Below are 16,403 nucleotides of genomic sequence, written 5' to 3' on the forward strand. Positions count from 1 at the left end.
ATTGTCTCCTGTATTAGAGTGACCATTGCCACATGAATGTGTGGGCCAGGCCTTCGAGTTGTTCCCAATGTTTCTTGATAAGGTTTTCGTCTCCCATAATGGGCTCTATTTCTGCTTTCTTGACCTCCCAGGGGGTAAGAACTCTTCGAGGTTTCAGAGCTTCAACTCTGCCGACGGCCGGAGCGGCTTTCGGTTTTGCCTTGATGGTTTTGTCATGCCAACCATACTCCATGACTGCATCGACCATGGCCCTGAAATTCTCCGGTTTTGCATCGTAAGGGAAGGAGCATCCTGCGCTTATGATGTATCCTCCACCTCTTCCTACTGTCTGGCAAAGCTCTCGAACGTGTTCCCGCACTTGATCGGGTGTTCCCAGGATCAGCATGGAATCCTGAACGCCGCCTGCAATGCACTGATACCCTTCCAGATCCTTCTTCGCCTGATAAATGTCACCTTGGGAGTCAATGTCACACAACACTCTGCCTTTCGGCATCTCCCGCATGTGGTGCCAGTGCTTTGCCCAGTCGCCTTCCAGGTACGCCCGAATGTTGTAACCGGAGTCGATAAGGATCTCCATCAGCTTCTTGAATGAAGGCCAATAGAAGGTGTCAAACTGCTCGGGAGACATGAAGATAGCCTTGTGAGTGGGCACGAAAATGGGATAGCGCTTCAGCGGATCGGCCATTGAGAGGGCCATATGAGCCATTTCCTGTACAAGCACGTCACATGCTGCCTGCACCTTGTCAGGCTGACGGAACATGTCGAGGAACGTTCCGGTGAGACCACGGAAGGCGTCGGCCAAAACATCGAAAGGAGCGAGAAAGAAACCGGCCATGGGTTGGGGCATGCCGCACTGTTGTTCCAGAACCATGCCGCGGTTTCTCATGATTGCCGCGAATTGCGCCATGGCTACTCCGGCCTTCCACATTGCGATGTACGAACGGCCGCTCCCTCTATTTCCCAGCTCTCCCAGAATCCTCGGCAAGAGTATGTCGATCATGAATCCTGTAGGATCGTTAATCAAATCATCATATTCATCTTCCTTCATATATTCTTGTTCAACGAACTGGAACTGAGTATCGGGAGGAAGATCTCTTCCGGGAAGCTTGTAGGTTTTGACATCCAATGCATCATAGAGGGGTCCGTATACGCGGTTGTCTCTGAGAACATCGATTTCCGGGAAATCCTGGCAGAATTTGACCTCCGCCTGCAGCCATTTGTCCGGATCATAAAGTGTTTCCTGCTTGGTGTTTCCCGAATAGACTTCAGCGAAATAGTTACTTCCGGTCGCAATGGGAATGCGATCGTGAGGTTCCAGAGCTACTGCCGCGTGATATCGGCCCAGCCTTTCTTCAAATACCGTTTTCATATCTTCAGACACGATTCTTTCTCCTATTGAATTTTGCTTAAAACCAACGATGCAAGCTCGTCTCGGGCATGGGACTCATTGACCCGGAGCATCAACAGGATTCCTACCAAAGGTCCTGCTGCCAAAATCCACCACGCGGCGGAAAAGGTTCCGGTGAGATCGATGGACCATCCGATGACAAAGGGAGCAATCATTGATGCAAGCTGGAAAATAAAGTTCGAGGTTCCATTTGCAGTTGCCGCCCATTTTGTACCCGCAAACTGGGAGATCAAAATGGTAAGCTGCGGGTTTGCGATGTACGAACAGAAGGCGAACGCAAACGCTGTAATGGAAAGCTCTAATCGTCCGGTCTGATGCCCGAACACTATGCACAGAGGGATGATGAGAATGTAAGAGAAAACGATCAACCCTTTTCTCTGACCTATCCGGTCAGATATCACACCGGAAACGAGCGGCGCAATCATGCCTCCCAGTCCGTACCACATCATCACGAAACCCGCATCGACAACGGAATATCCGAGTCTTTTGATATGGGCATTGGCCCACGTCGCTGTGCCGAGTTCAAGCCAAAGAAGCCCGAACCCCGCGAGTGACGTGTAGATCAAACTTTTATGCGAAAAAATGACCTTGAATCCTTCGGCAATCGTCTTTTCCTGAGAGGCTGTGACCGCACGCGATCTCATGAAAAAGAGAACCATCAGGCCTGCGAATATGGTCAATGACCCTACTGTCTGAAAAGCCCCCTGCCATCCAATGAGTTGATTCAATGGGGGGACAATGATATTTGTCACCAAAATCCCGCCGGACGGCCCTGCCAGGAGTGCTCCAAATGCTTTGCCTCGCTCGTGGGGAGGGAACCATTCCATTAAAGCCAGCGAACAGGAAGAGTACACTGCGCCTGCACCTAATCCGGAGAGTACCCGCAGGGCAAAACCTGTTTCATAGCTGTCAATAAATGACAGTGCAGAAGTGGAGACTCCTTCAATGATAAGGCTCAATCCCAAAATCAACCGAACACCAAACTTGTCAGCCATGATGCCGGCAGGAATTTGTGTGATGATGTATCCCAAGTAGAAGGCACTCATATAGGCGCCTGCCTGGCTCATCTTCATACCCAGAATGGGTACCATGACCGGAATCAACGGAGGCCAGGCAAATCGGGTGATGAACGTGAAAAGAAAGCAGCCCACACAGAGTCCGAGGATTACCCAGCGATAGCGAAGGATGTTGGAAGGAACAGGCTGATTCATTTTCGTTTCTTCCTCTCGCCCTATTCGGCTTTATTCTCAGGATTGACCGGCAACATGAGGATTATGCCCAGAAGAGGCCCCGCAGCCATGATCCACCAGACCCAATCGTACGTTCCGGTCCAATCTATGGACAAACCCACGATCCACGGACAAATCATAGAAGCAAGCTGGAAAAAGAAGTTGGACGCCCCGTTAGCGGTTGCCGCCCACGCTCGACCGGCAAATTCCGAAATCATGATCGTCAAGTGTGGATTTGCTGCATAGGAAAAGACGCCGAACAAAAAGCCAACGAAACTCAACATGGGGAGGGTCTGCTGAGACCCGAAATAAAGTGTCAGGGGAGCGATAACCACGAGACAGGCAATGTAGATCCACTTTCGATGCCCGATCTTGTCGGACAACCAACCGGAAATCATCGGTGCTATCAATCCTCCCAGACCGTACCACATCAATATGAAACCTGCTTCTTTCAGACCGAACCCCAGCTTCTTCACATGAGCTACGGTCCACGTTGCTGTTCCCAACTCCACCCAAAGGAGACAGAAGCCGGATAGGGATGTGAGGATGAGGTCTTTATTTCCGAAAACTATCTTGAACCCCTGGAACATGTTTCCACCGACAACGGTCGTCGAGGATTTGACCAGAAAGTATATCAATATGCCCATCACGACGGTAAAGCTCCCAACCGCCTGAAATGCTCCGGTCCATCCAAACCACGTATTGAGAGGTGGTACCACGAATCCGGAAAGCACAATGCCTCCGCTTACAGCCGCTAACATGATACCGAAAGCCGTGCCTCTCTCTTGTGGCGGAAACCACTCCATGAGCGATCGAGCACAAGCGGAATAAACCGCACCGGCTCCCAGGCCGGTAACCACTCGCAACCAGAAACCTTGCTCAAAGTTGGTAATGTAAGCCATAGCGAAAGTAGCTATACCTTCTACGATCAGGCTTAAAGCCAATAGCAGACGCACTCCGAACCGGTCCGCCAGGAGACCTGCAGGAATCTGCGTAATAATGTATCCGAAATAGAAAGCGCTCATGAAAGCTCCGGCCTGAGCCATTTTCATGTTCAGAGCCGGGACGACCACCGGGATGAGGGGAGGCCACGTGAACCTGACGATAAACGTGAACAGAAAACAGGCAACCATCATCGTGAGGATTACCCACCTGTATGGAACCACTTCAATTGCAGGAGCAGCCGATTTTTGCACGTTTTCCTCCTTATAGAGTTTTCAGGATCGATCGTACGGATCCCGATTTTGGGCAAACCTGTCCCTTCGGTTTGAACCATGGACTCAAAGGACCCATGGGGCTCAAACGACGACGTTGCAGTTAATCAGTCGAGTTCCAGTGAGCTGATATTAATGGAGAAAATCCCGTCACCGAATGGGAAGAATTTCTCTTGGGGGCTGTTGCGGGGATAGAAGCAAAACGCGTGCCAGTTTTGGGTGGCAAGTCAAGTGGTTGGAATGCAAGGGGAATATGGTCGCTCAGTGAAGAAATGGATAGAGCAGCGCAAGTGAGTCAAACAGACACACATCTGGTGAAAAAAATGTAACCCTTCATAACATTGAGAGATTTCTGTGTGTCAAAGTGACTCACATTAAAACAGTATGCGTCACTTTGACACATCAATCATCAGCCTCTCGAGCTGCCGCCTCAATACGTGCCGGGTTATACCCAAGAGACGAGAGGCCTCCTGTTTATTTCCTCCTGCAGTATTCAACGCTTCTACGAGGAGATTTCTCTTGAATTCCGCCACTGCGTGAACGTATGACGGCTTTGGAGGAAAATGGAACGTCCATGACTTGTTGGTCGGAACCGGAGCGTCGGTCTGGAAAGACTCGAATTCCAATTGCGGTCCGGGTGAGACGATGAGCGCCCGTTCGAGAACATTTCTCAGCTCCCTTACATTGCCCGGCCACCTGTAGGCGCAGAGCATTGCCATATCTTTATCGGAAATGAATGCTTTCTTATGGAGTTGAAGCTCTTGATCCAATTCGGCGATGATGATTTGGGCGAGCACGGGCAAGTCGTCGATCCTCTCTCGTAAAGGAGGAACCCTTATGGATAGAACGTTAAGGCGATAAAAGAGATCCACTCTGAAACGGTTTTTGGCAACTTCCTCCTCCAGGTTCCTGTTTGTAGCAGCAATCAACCGAGCACTGACCGTTACCGGTTTTTCTCCACCGACTCGAGTGAAGGATCGGCTGTCCAGAAACGTCAACAGCTTCGCCTGGAGATGGAGGGGTAACTCTCCAATCTCGTTCAGCAGCAGGGTGCCACCTTCCGCCAATTCCAGTAGGCCTCTTTTTCTTCGGTTTGCACCGGTGAAAGCACCTTGTTCGTGACCGAAGAGTTCAGACTCTGCCAGTTCAGGAGGAATAGCAGCACAATTGATGGCATAAAAAGGTCCGCTCGATCGCCGAGAATTATCGTGAATGAAGGAAGCCAGGTGATCTTTTCCCGCTCCACTTTCGCCGGTAAGCAAAATGATGATATCCGTTTTCGCTGCCATGCGAGCTTCAGCCAGAGTAGAACGCATGACGGTGGAACTCACTTGATCGGCAGATATCTCTTTAAAGACTCCTTTCGTTCGCTCGGTGATATTGCGGGAAATACCGCAGATACCGATTATTTCAGCATCTTGATCTCTCATAGGAGCCCGAATCTCCAAGAAGGTCATGGGAACGCCTTTAACGGGCCGCGTGTGCTCTGTCTCGATTATCTCTCCTGCCAAAACTCGTCTGTCCAGTTGACGCAGATACTCACCGGCGCCTTGCCCGAACAGCTCTTCATCGCTCAGTTGCATGATTTCAGAGGCGGGTAACTCTAACATCCTCTCCATTGCAGGATTTACGAGGAGATATTTCAAGTTTTGATCCTTGATGAAGATACAATCCCTGGCAGTCTCAAAGATTGCTCTGAAACGCTCTTCACTGGATTTGAGCGCTTCTTGGACCCTGGTACGCTCCGCTATTTGATCTAACAGCTCTCTGTTTGCGGCCGCCAGCTCCTCCGTACGTTCCGCCACACGAAGTTCGAGTTTATCGCGTGCCTTTTGCAGTTCCCCCTGAATCATCTTTTGTTCGCTTATATCGACAATTACAGCTACTGCGGCAGCAACGCTTCTATCGAGACTCACCACAGGTGTACAGGTGAGATCGCCCCAGAAAACAGACCCGTCCTTCCGAACGTAACGTTTTTCCAGTCGGTAGAAATCCAACTCACCGCTGACCACGGCTTGCAGTCTTTCTCGGGACAGCTCGACATCATCCGGGTGAGTGACATCCAGGTGCGTAAGATTTCTTGCTTCTTCGGGAGTGTACCCGAACATTGGTTCAAAGGCTTCATTCACGTGCGTGAATCGACCGGTGTCATCGGTGAGGGTGACGGACTGAGCCAAGTTGTCCAATGTTGCGCGAAATCGCGCCTCGTTTTCTCTTAGTGACTCCTCCATCCTTTTGCGATCCGTTATATCGGCTATCACTCCCACGGTTGCCCCTAAATGGCGATCAAGGCCATGGACCGGAGTAACGCCAAGATCTCCCCAAAACGTAGACCCATCCTTCCGAACATATTGCTTCTCCATCCGGTAGAAGTCCAGATCACCTCTTACCAAAGCTGACAGCTTCTCCTTTGAGACTTCAATGGAGTCAGGGTGAGTTACGTCGAGGTTGGTCAGGCTAAGGGCCTCTTCTGCAGTGTACCCGAACATTTTCTCCCAGGCTGCATTCACTTGCGTAAAATGCCCTTTGTCGTCCGTCAGTACTATTGCGTACGCTGCATTATCGAGAGTCGCCCTGAAGCGAGCCTCACTTTCAATGAATGCCTTTTCCATTCGGTTCATGTCCGAAAGATCTCGGACGATTTTCAAGCGAGCTTTTTTGCCGTCCAGCCAATCAACATCAAACTCTTGCACAGCCACTCTCATGCCTGCCAGCAGAAGTTGATATTCTCTCTCGTCCAGGTTTCTTTTGTCCAAAAACTCCGTCAAATCAGTCCGGGCTGATGTTTCGAGTGGCAGGCTTGCAGAACTGTCACTGCTAATCTTTTCGCTTTCGTAGTACATCGTTTCCGCATCATGATTAGCGAACAGTATCCGGCCGTCATCCTGATCGATGACCCACACGGCAGCATTTAAGTGTTCCAGGACAGTCAACAAGGACTGGCAGGTTAAATTAGCATTTCGAGTATCGATATTTGGAATTTCCATTTTCTGTTTTTCTCGTTCACATCTCATTGTTTCGGCCATGAGGATAATCCGGCCGCTTGTCTCTTTGATCGCATAATGTCGAGCTTTTGATCTGCCCTTTAGATCGACTACCCGATCCGACGGATTTGGCACGGCCTCAAGAGAATTGCCCCAGTCTATCAAACAATGATCGTCTATTGAATGGTTCTCGCCCAATTGTGAAGAATCATACTCTCATAGCCGTTTTGGTCGTATTCCACCGGTTGTCTCATGCTCAATTTTCAAATGCAACATGAGATGAATCTTCCCAAAAAGGTAATCGTTCAGTTACGTGTGGACACTAGGGATTCTGCGCCCTGGAAGGGCGAACCAACAGTAGCCACGGGTATAACCCGTGGACAGGGCCATGTCCGTAAACATGGTTCAACGACCCTGAAAGGGTCGACCAAACAGGCAATGATTCCCAAATGTCATTGGTGGACCCCTTTTAGGGTCCTGAAGACAAAGGTTTTGCAGTAACGCTTCCGTGGTTTGCACCCACGGCTACTGTTGGGTAGCCCTTCCAGGGCTGAAGCAACCTCTCTCCTGCGTAACTGAATGGTTACCAAAAAAGGTTTTTGGAATATTCCCCGGATCTTGAGAATTATTTTTCTTAATGAAATGCCATGACTATATTAATGGAGATAAACGCCGAATGTGTGGAGCACAATGATAAGACAAATCGATCGTGCGCAGATCCACAGATTCTCTGAACATTGAGTGCGAGCACGTGGAGGAATGAACCATGAAAGGTCACATTTGCCACATAGAAATTCCGGCAGATAACCTCGGAACACTGCAGAAATTTTATAGCGGTGTTTTTGAATGGGATTTCGAGAAAATGCCGGGAGACATGGAGTATTACGGGATCGACCACGGAGACGAAAAACCCATGGCCGGCATGATGTCACGCCAGGATCCCGGACATACACCCACTTTCTACATTTGCGTGGAATCGGTTGAAGCCTCTCTCGACAGAGCCAAAGAGGAAGGAGCAACCATAATTGTTCCCAGGACGGCAGTCAAAGGCATGGGTTGGTATGCCGTTGCTCTTGATCCTCAGAAAAACCTCTTCGGGTTATGGCAGGCAGACGAAAGCGCAGCTTAGCGGCTCGACAGACGCAGATCGTCTGATACCTACTCGCTTTCAAGCAGCAAATACTGGGGAAACCCTTCTTGTAAGAAGTGTTTCCCCAAGTATTACTTCTTTGAAAGCGAGTAGGTATGAGTAGATTGTCGGCGCCGGTCCTCAACAAAGCGTCTACCCAATGGTGTTCATCTACGCCGTCAAATCGTTTCGCATGCGTCGAGATAGCCGCCACGGCACATGCAACTGGATCCGATAGGGCAACAGCCAAATACCTCATCCTTTGCGCATCTCTCACAGCGATAATAATTTACTGGGCAACTCATATTAAATGATTTCAAGGGCTTTCTTGATTTTTCATGCGGGCTTGATTCCTGATTCACGGTAATTCTCCTTGTGTCGCTTTACCAATAGGATGCCGATCCGTCCGGGAAAGTTTCGTACCAAAATGTATCGGATCGGGAGATGGTTTCAGGCATCCTTAATACTATTTTTGCATTCAAGATGTTTACTGCACTGATCTGGCTCCGCAGGTCAGTGGCACCCCCGTACCGAGACCGACAGCGGCTTTGGGTGCCGCGGACCTGCCCTGCAGATCCGTGCTTCCGCCTCAGTAAGAACTATCTTGATTGCAAATCCGTATAAGTTTAAAAAAACTAGTGATACCGGCTCAGTTCTCCAGCAATTCCTGTACTGCTTCGAGTAACTCCGAAGTGCTTACCGGTTTGGTAAATGTCCGGCATGCTCCGAGGCGATCCGCGATCTGCAGACACACGGAACCCGAAGTTGCAAGTCCTCCGCCTGAAATGGCTATAATTTTGGCATCAGCAAAATCTCGTCTCAGCTCTCTTATTACCTCTATGCCTTCTTTCTCAGGCATTACCACATCTGTGATGATCAGGTCCGTAGGATTCTCGCGATACAGCCTCATTCCAATTTTGCCATCTCTGGCTTCAACAGTATCGTAACCGTGCTTCTTGAGAAGTCGGCTGTAAAGTTCGAGGATATTGGGATCATCGTCAATTATCAATATTCTTGGTTGCACCATCCCATGCCCCTGTTCAAAAAAGTTGCATATACATAGCATGTTCTTCTTGCGATGTGGGTGATGTTCTTCATCTGTTCAAATAGTTTCGAGCATCATGGATTGGCGTCCCCCTTTTTCTTCAAGGGAATACAGCCATGATCGGCCAAATGTCTCTTGACGAGTTTCACCACGTCAGCTTTTCCATAAGCTGAAGCTTCCACAAGAGCTCTATAAAGTGATGGAAGATCCTCTTTCAGGTCTGCAGCACTGTACCTGGACAGCAGAATTTGGGCGACATCTGCATGTCCTGCGCGAATGGCTTCAATGAGCGCCGAATCACCCGCATTATTATGACGCGTCACATCAGCTCCTTCGTCCACTAAGAGTTGAACCACTTCGGGGTATTTGAAAAATGCAGCTTCCATGAGCGCCGTATTGCCTTTGTTGTCGCTCCCATCCAGTCGTGCTCCAGAGTTTATCAATCCTTTGACACGTTTCAGATCTCCGGATCGAGAGGCCACAATTAACTCTTTGTCCAATCGCGATGGGGCAGGTGAAGGCTCGGCTTCATGCCTGTTTACTCCGTAAGTATGTGAATCCATGCGCAAAAGTACGAGATTGTTCCGACCTCCGCCTTGAGCCTGTTTGATGGCCTTTTCGGTGATCGAAATCACATGTTCCACGTGTACAAGGCTGGACGGAAATCCCCAGGTTATACCGAGGCACGCGGTGACAGGAAGCATTGTGTCATCTGCAGAGACAACTGCCGATTCGAGACGCGACTGAACCTTTCTTGCCAGTTCCAGTACCTGCGATTCCTGATATCCGGGAAGGACCAGCAAGAGTTTATCACTGTCGTAGCGCCCGAAAGCATCATTGGGTTTCACATACGACTGAACGATGCTTGCCACTTCTTTTCCAGCCAGGTCGGCAATGAGCTGTCCGAAATCGTCTCTCAAGGCTGCATAAGAGTCCAACTGAATCATCATTGCGCTTAATGGGGTTCTATTCTGTATGGATTGCAGCAATTCTTTCTTCAGAGATACAAGAATCCCTTCTCGTCCCAGGAGGTCTGAGGGAATGTCGTCCTGCTCGGACGCTGCCGCATGAGCGCCTGCAAGACGATCCAACGTGCGAAAACCTTCTCGAATCCGAATTCTCAGCTCGTTGGGCTGGAACGGTTTTAGCATGTAGTCGTCAGCGCCTGCATCCAAACCTTCTATGATATCGTCAGTCTTTTCCCTTCCCGTCAGGAGGATCACGTAAATGTAGTCGCTTTTTATTCTTTTGCGCAGCTCACGACAGACCTCAACTCCTTGAAGCCCGGGCATCATCCAATCGAGAATTGCCAATCTCGGTGGATCGGCGCTTGATAAAATTCTCAAAGCAGACTTCCCGTCAGGAGTGACGATGGGATCGTGTCCCCATTTCATGAGTGTTGCTTGTAGCATTCTCAGTGAAACGGGATCATCGTCGGAGATCAAAATTTTCCATGACTGCAATTTGCCCGATACAGAGGTAAGAACTCCGCAAACAGTCTTGATCCCCGATTCCAGGCGCTGGAAGGCTTCTTCGGCTCCAGAGAGATTCTGCGTCTGCCCCATGGTTTCCAATTCACGCACGACTCTCAGTAATTTCTCCGCACCGAGATTAGCCACGGAACTTTTCAATGCCTGCGCTGCAGAAGCCAGTTGCACAGGATTCTTGTGCTGCAAGGCATTGCGGACGGCAGCCACCAGTTCGGAAACATAACTGAGGAAAAGCCCGGCGACCTCCCTCGCGAGGTCGTAATCGCCGAACATCTTTGCGATTAATGCCTGCTTGTCAAATTCAGCCACAGGACCTGACGCACTTGTTTCAATGCCAGAAGTATCCGTATCAGGAACAAGCCTCTCAATGGCAGTCAGAACGTGCTCGGATCGTGATGATTGGAATGAACCCATAGGAACTCCTAAGAATCCACGAAGAGTGTTGCGACCATATGGTCGGGTCGGAAAAAATCAACCCTTTCTGCCCAAAAGGACTTGCACGACACTGTATTTTCAATGGCATGATTTGCCGAGTTGACGATAACAAAACTGTTTCTCAAATGCATAGCTCCACTCGATTGCGCCCGCAATTCTTGGCGTGGTAAAGAGCTTCGTCAGCCTTTTTCAACATCTGATCCATGTTCTTCACTGATGTTCCAGGAGCCGAGGTCACGCCCAAGCTTAAGGTACAGGAAATTTCCCCCGCGGATGTTACTATCGGTTTATCTGCTATACAAGACCGTATTCGTTCCGCGGCATTCCGTGCTTCTTGTTCGTCGCAACCCGGTAAGATAATGACAAACTCTTCGCCTCCATAACGGCCCACAGAATCGTACATGCGCAGCGAAGAAGCAATCCTTTTAGCCAACTCTTTAAGCACGGCGTCTCCCGCCAAATGCCCATATCCATCGTTTATATGCTTAAAATGATCTATGTCAGCCAATATTACGGACAACTTAGTGGATTCACGACGAGATCTCTCCAGTTCACTATGAAGGGCCTGGAAGATCGCCGTGCGGTTGAAAAGACTTGTGAGGCTGTCGTGTGACGCTTGAAAACGTGATTTTTCGAGTGCGAGAGTAAGCTCCTCGTGGAGTTGCACAATGCGTGCACCTGTTCTGATCCGGACCTTCAGTTCGTTAGGGTTGAAGGGTTTGGTTATGTAATCGTCCGCTCCTGCTTCAAGGCCTTCGATAACTTCGTCTTGTCTACTTTTCGAAGTCAGGAGAATGAGGTACTTGTACGGTTGCTGCTCGAGTTTCCTGATCTCGCGACAAATGTTGACTCCATCTATTCCCGGCATCATCCAATCGAGAATGATGAGTCTGGGAGCATTTTCTGCGGAAAGTAACCGCCAGGCGCACGAGCCGTCGGCGCAGACTATCACCTCGTGACCCCATTTTTGCAGTTGAGCTTCCAGGAGTCGTCTTGTAACGGGATCGTCGTCTGCAACAAGTACTCTCATTGCGGATCATCCTTAACGAAAATTCTCAGTGCGTCCTGCACACTCATGATTTCCTTCTCGAGCGCAAGAAGCCTATCCCGCGCTTCTTCCATGCTCCGGCTTTTTCCCAGGTTTTCAAGCTTGAGAGCTTCTTCAACAGCTAAGTTAGCGGCGAAATTTCCGATCATACCCTTCATGGTGTGCGCTGCCATTTGCAGCATCTCAGGGTCTTGATGCTCGATAGCTTCTCTCATTTTACCCAACAGCTTCGGTGATTCTTCTGCAAACAGATCGATCAGTTGTCTCAGGAGATCTTTGTCGCCACCCACTTGTTCCAGTAATCTGGCCTCGTCAATGTGATCGCGATCCGGAATCACCGGATCACACGCGCTCCGATCTTGAGTAAACTTATCAATCGTGAAGAAAAGCTCTCGACTGTCGACCGGTTTTGAGACATACCCGTCCATTCCCGCATCCAGACATCGTTCTCGATCACCGGTCATGGCATGCGCGGTCATTGCTATTATCGGGATATGCTCGCCTGAAGATTGTTCGGCATTCCTGATAGCCTGGGTTGTTTCAAAACCGTTCATTTCAGGCATTTCTATATCCATGAGAATCAAATCGAAACTCTCTGCTTCCAGAGACTTGAGGGCTTCCTTTCCGTTTGAGGCGATGGAGACGGTGCAGCCTCTCTTTTCCAGGAGCCGAAGAGCGAGAGTCTGATTTACCGGATTGTCTTCTACCAGGAGAATCTTGAGCAGGCGTCTTCTCTCTCCTGCTATACACTCTGCAACCGGTTGATTAGATTCATCCGGTTTGTGTGCGATGCCCAGAGTCATTTGAATTGCATTGAACAGCTCGGCCTGCTTAATGGGCTTCTTCAAGTAAATTGATATTCCGCACTGCTTGCAGCGCTCTGAATCTCCTCGATTCCGTGATGAGGTCAACATCATGATGACAGGTCCACGGGATCCCGTCGTCTCAACGATTGTTCTGGAAAGCTCGAATCCATCCATCTCAGGCATGTTGGCATCAAGAATGGTAAGGAGAAATGGAGACTCGGTTTTCTGAGCTTCTTTTACGGCAGTTAACGCCGCGGATGCTTCGTTCACACACGTGGGATTCATGCCGAATCCTGTGAGAATCTCTTTCAAGATTCTAAGATTAGTCGCATTATCATCGACCACCAAGACCGGCAATCCCATGAGGTTGAAGCGTGTGTCGGATTCTTGAAGACGGTCGGTAGAATTCTCCTGTATTTCAAATTTTGCCATGAGATGGAACGTGCTTCCGTTTCCGATCTTGCTTTCCACCCACAATTTACCGTCCATCATTGCCGCAAGTCTTGAGCCTATTGCGAGTCCGAGACCGGTTCCTCCATATCTTCGGCTCATTCCGGTATCCACTTGGGTGAATGAAGAAAATATCTCTTGCTGCTTGTCCTCAGGAATACCGATTCCCGTGTCGGACACTGAGAAATGGAGGGTTGTTTCATTGGGGGTCGACGCCGACTCGACTATCACATCCATGAACACTTCGCCGGCACTGGTGAATTTAATGGCGTTTCCGACGAGATTCACTATGATCTGTCTTAGACGTACGGGATCTCCCTTGAGGACGTCCGGGACTTCAGGCGATACCCGGAAAGCCAGTTCAAGACCCTTTTGATGGGCCTGAATGGCAAGAGACTCCATGGTTTCACCCAACATAGCCCGCAGACCGAATCCAATGTGCTCCAATTCGAACTTTCCCGCCTCGATTTTCGAGAAATCCAAAATATCGTTGATTAACCTGAGTAGAGAGTCTCCCGATGCTTTGATTATTTCGAGGTATTCGGTCTGTTCCCTGCTGAGTTGCGTCTGCATGAGGAGTTCGGTCATGCCAATGATGCCGTGCATCGGAGTCCGGATTTCATGGCTCATGGTCGCGAGAAAGTCGCTTTTTGCTTTACTTGCCGATTCTGCTGCCAATTTGGCCTCAACGAGATCGCTCACATCGGTGACATTGAGTATAACCCCCATATAATGGTTGCCACTGAATATGGGTTGCACCCGGAGAGCCACTTTCATCCCCGCAAGTTCGCGGTTCTCAGACATGCCGGTTCTAAGGCTTCCATGACGATAGTCATCTAAAAGCCTTCTCAATCTGTGCCCTGAAGCCGGATTTTGATGGCAATCAAAGATGTTCTTACCGACAACCTCTTCGCGCTTTAACCCGGTTTTTTCCAGAAACCAGGTGTTCACTTCAGTAATTACATCGTCCGCATCCGCGACAACGATCCCGGCATCCATTCCCTGAATCATTGTTCGCAACTTGTTGGCTTCAGCGGCAGCTTCTTCACGTGCGGAAATAAGGTCCCTCACTGCCTGTTTTCTTTCGGTGATATCCTCGGATATGCCGAGAAGATACCGCGGAGTCCCATCCTTATCGAGAATGGGTAACTTTTTGGTGTGGATGAGCCGGAGCCCGACGTGTTTTGTTTTCACCGATTCCTCGGCGATATCCATCAAACTTCTTCTGCGAAGGGTCTCTGTGTCCTGAGCATTAAATGAATCAGCTTGTTCCCGCGGAAAAATGTCATTGCTGCTCTTGGACAACACCTCTGCCTTTGAATACCCGTACAAGCGTTCGCTGGCTTTATTCCAGAGAACGAATTTCAAGTGTTCGGCGTCTTTGAGAAAAATGGCGGTCGGTAAATTTTGAATAATTGAATCGAGCAGAGCTTTTGTTCTTCTGGTTTCATCTTCTGCCCTTTTGCGCTCGGTAATATTGCGAATCGTCGAAAGACTTATTTTCCCCCAGGAACTGTCGTCCATGACATCCGAATCGAGCAGTACGTCCATCAGAGTGCCGTCTCTTCTCACGTACTGATATGGAATAGCTTTAGCACTGCCATCGCGCCAGAATGCCGGCAAGACGGTTGAAAACGCTTTTTGGGCCGATTCAGGGGTCATGATGAACGAGATTTTTTTGCCGATTGCTTCCTCTCTCGTGTACCCGGTCTCCTCCGTCCACTTCTTGTTAACATTGCGGATTATCCCTTGAGGATCGATAGAATGCATCATTACCGGAGAGTTTTCGTACATGTGTCGCGATCTCTCCTCACTTTCGGCGAGTTGTTCCTGTACACGCATCCTGTCTGTCACATCGCGTTGCATGATCCAAAAGGATCGCAGAATATCTCCTTTGATGTCGCCTATTATGGTATTCTCAAGGTATCTGATCCGGCCGTCTTCATCTTCTTCTCTGATTTCTTGACTTGCGACCTGGCAATTGCCGTCTCTCCAGAGGCCGAGGAGATCTTCCGTGCATTCCTCCTGAAAAAAGAGCTTCGATAACGAAGAACCGACGAGAGTATCGATGGACGTGTGTCGATGCAATTTTGCGAATTCGCTGTTCCCGTCGATCAGAGAGGCTTGCAATATTCTAGGGATCATCTGTGACTTGGGAAGAGTAACGGGTATTTGGGATTTAAGGGAAAATTCGGCCATTCCTACCGGCACTATATCCACGAGCTTCTTGTATTTTTCATTCAGGAGAATCTGCTTCTTCTCACTTGTCAAATCTTCTATGAGAACAAGCACAGAGCGTTCCGTTCCCAACCGTACAGATCTTAAGTAGATTCGTGCCCAGATCCTGTGCTTCTCGAACTGCATCAACGCTGTCTTCACTTGAGGTTTTCTTTCCGAGAAAACTCTCTCTATAACAGCTTGAGCAGCTTGGCACGTCTTGGGCTCTGCGAATAGAGAGCTGAAACGGATTCCAAGGAGTGAGGCGCAATTCGTGCTGATTTTCTCACAGGCATCATTGAAAAATGTTATGCAAAAGGACTTATCTACGAGAAAGACCGGTATTGGGAGAGCCTTTAACAGTTTGCCAAAGGAGGTTTTCGGCACTTCCTGCAAATCAAAGCTACCGGAAGAAGTGAGACTCGGGGCAAAGAAATTGTTCAGATCAATGGTTTCCGTCGCGACATTGGAGTTTCGAAGCAGCTTGATTGCAGCATCGTCTTCAACCGGTTCGTCAAAACTTGGCAGGTCCTTTTGACTCATGAGTTTCCTTTTCTGTTCAGCACGGTAAATCAATGGAACGTCCGATGCCAACCTTACCAGATTTGAGAGGAACATCAGAAAGAATTTCCCTCCTGTAAATTCTCCCCACGATTGCAGCCAGTTTTCTATTGCCATGGGAACCACTCCTTCTTCTGTTCTTCATGCTTCTCATTTTCTCGCAGTGGGATGGCTCAACAAACGGCAAAGACTTTGTTGATTATTCTCACGAGCTGCATAATCAATGCAGGATCTTGAGATCAGGTACCGCCCTTCTTAGCGCGGGGAAATTGCCCAGATGGCGATTGCTGTGGATTTAGTTCATCCGACAAGACTCTTGGCTGTACCATTGTGCAAGAAAGGGGCCACTATAGAATTGTCGATGATCGGCGCAATTCTGTCGTCTAT

Annotated in this window: 9 protein-coding genes; 1 reads left to right on the plus strand and 8 read right to left on the minus strand. The window is 49.2% G+C overall.

From position 1 onward, the window contains the following. Positions 1-13: 13 nt before the first annotated feature. The 4 genes from DESTI_RS02215 to DESTI_RS28305 form a co-directional block, all read right to left on the minus strand. Positions 14-1,381, minus strand: coding sequence for a uroporphyrinogen decarboxylase family protein (locus tag DESTI_RS02215; RefSeq protein ID WP_014808337.1), 1,368 nt, complete (start codon positions 1,379-1,381; stop codon positions 14-16). Between the two features lie 11 nt (positions 1,382-1,392). Next, positions 1,393-2,619: an MFS transporter gene (locus tag DESTI_RS02220; protein WP_014808338.1), complete on the minus strand. Its 1,227-nt coding sequence runs from the start codon at positions 2,617-2,619 to the stop codon at positions 1,393-1,395. 20 nt (positions 2,620-2,639) lie between these two features. Continuing rightward, the gene (locus DESTI_RS02225; RefSeq protein WP_014808339.1) at positions 2,640-3,833 is read right to left on the minus strand and encodes an MFS transporter; all 1,194 of its coding nucleotides are present in this window, start codon (positions 3,831-3,833) and stop codon (positions 2,640-2,642) included. A 407-nt stretch (positions 3,834-4,240) separates the two neighbouring features. Further along, positions 4,241-6,877: a PAS domain S-box protein gene (locus DESTI_RS28305; protein WP_014808340.1), complete on the minus strand. Its 2,637-nt coding sequence runs from the start codon at positions 6,875-6,877 to the stop codon at positions 4,241-4,243. Between the two features lie 724 nt (positions 6,878-7,601). On the opposite strand from DESTI_RS28305, the gene DESTI_RS02235 reads away from it, so the two are divergent. After that, positions 7,602-7,964 (plus strand): VOC family protein, encoded by a 363-nt coding sequence (locus DESTI_RS02235; protein WP_014808341.1) that lies wholly within the window; start codon positions 7,602-7,604, stop codon positions 7,962-7,964. Between the two features lie 649 nt (positions 7,965-8,613). Here DESTI_RS02235 and DESTI_RS02240 read toward each other — a convergent pair. The 4 genes from DESTI_RS02240 to DESTI_RS28310 all read right to left on the minus strand — a co-directional run bounded on the left by DESTI_RS02240 (position 8,614) and on the right by DESTI_RS28310 (position 16,133). Continuing rightward, positions 8,614-8,991 carry a response regulator gene (locus DESTI_RS02240; RefSeq protein WP_014808342.1) on the minus strand — a complete coding sequence of 126 codons (378 nt, stop codon included), beginning with the start codon at positions 8,989-8,991 and terminating at the stop codon, positions 8,614-8,616. A gap of 92 nt (positions 8,992-9,083) precedes the next feature. Further along, the gene (locus DESTI_RS02245) at positions 9,084-10,913 is read right to left on the minus strand and encodes a response regulator (RefSeq protein WP_014808343.1); all 1,830 of its coding nucleotides are present in this window, start codon (positions 10,911-10,913) and stop codon (positions 9,084-9,086) included. A 142-nt stretch (positions 10,914-11,055) separates the two neighbouring features. Beyond that, on the minus strand, positions 11,056-11,964 hold the full coding sequence (locus tag DESTI_RS02250) for a diguanylate cyclase (RefSeq protein WP_014808344.1): 909 nt from the start codon (positions 11,962-11,964) through the stop codon (positions 11,056-11,058). Next, complete coding sequence (locus tag DESTI_RS28310; protein WP_014808345.1) at positions 11,961-16,133, minus strand: PAS domain S-box protein; 4,173 nt, start codon at positions 16,131-16,133, stop codon at positions 11,961-11,963. The genes DESTI_RS02250 and DESTI_RS28310 overlap by 4 nt, the downstream gene beginning before the upstream one ends. Positions 16,134-16,403 lie beyond the last annotated feature (270 nt).

The sequence above is a fragment of the Desulfomonile tiedjei DSM 6799 genome, from assembly GCF_000266945.1.
GTDB classification, from domain to species: Bacteria; Desulfobacterota; Desulfomonilia; order Desulfomonilales; family Desulfomonilaceae; genus Desulfomonile; species Desulfomonile tiedjei.